The sequence below is a fragment of the Bartonella sp. AA86SXKL genome, from assembly GCF_042196885.1.
Window position 1 is genome coordinate 1 of record NZ_JBHIRE010000190.1, and the last position, 565, is coordinate 565.

The following is a 565-nucleotide window of genomic DNA, read 5'->3' on the forward strand; positions in this document are numbered from 1 at the left end:
GTCTTTACCCCTGCGAGATGCATTTTCTGTTCTCTTCTTTGTTTCTGTAGGCATGTTATTTGACCCAGGAAAAATACTGTCTCACTTTTTTCCTCTCTTAGCAACATTATTCATTATTATAATAGGAAAATCTGCTGTTGCCTTTTTCATCCTTAAAGCTTTTCGCTACTCTAATGCAACAGCTTGCACAATTTCTGCCAGCCTCGCCCAAATTGGAGAATTTTCTTTTATCCTTGCAGGTTTAAGTTTAAGCCTTGGGCTTTTAAACAACGATGCTCATGACTTTATCCTTGGAGGGGCAATTCTTTCTATTTTAGTCAATCCCCTCATTTTTATTGCCTTTGATAAAATTAAAAAACATCTAGAAAATTTGCCTAAAAACTCACAAGACACACAAAAAATCATTGATATTGATCCGAAAGACCCTGACCAAGAATTTTTACCAATGACCTCAAAAACAAATCATATCGTAATTATTGGTTACAGCCGTATTGGTAAATGTGTTGCACTATCTTTAATAAACAGAGGTGATCCTGTAGTTATCGTAGAGGAATCAAAACGCCTT

The 565-nt window shown here is 35.6% G+C and carries 1 protein-coding gene; it reads left to right on the plus strand.

Features of this window, described 5'->3' with window-relative positions:
- Nucleotides 1-565 (plus strand): cation:proton antiporter domain-containing protein (locus tag ACFIO5_RS10885; RefSeq protein ID WP_375705410.1); only part of this gene is annotated, 565 nt, incomplete at both ends.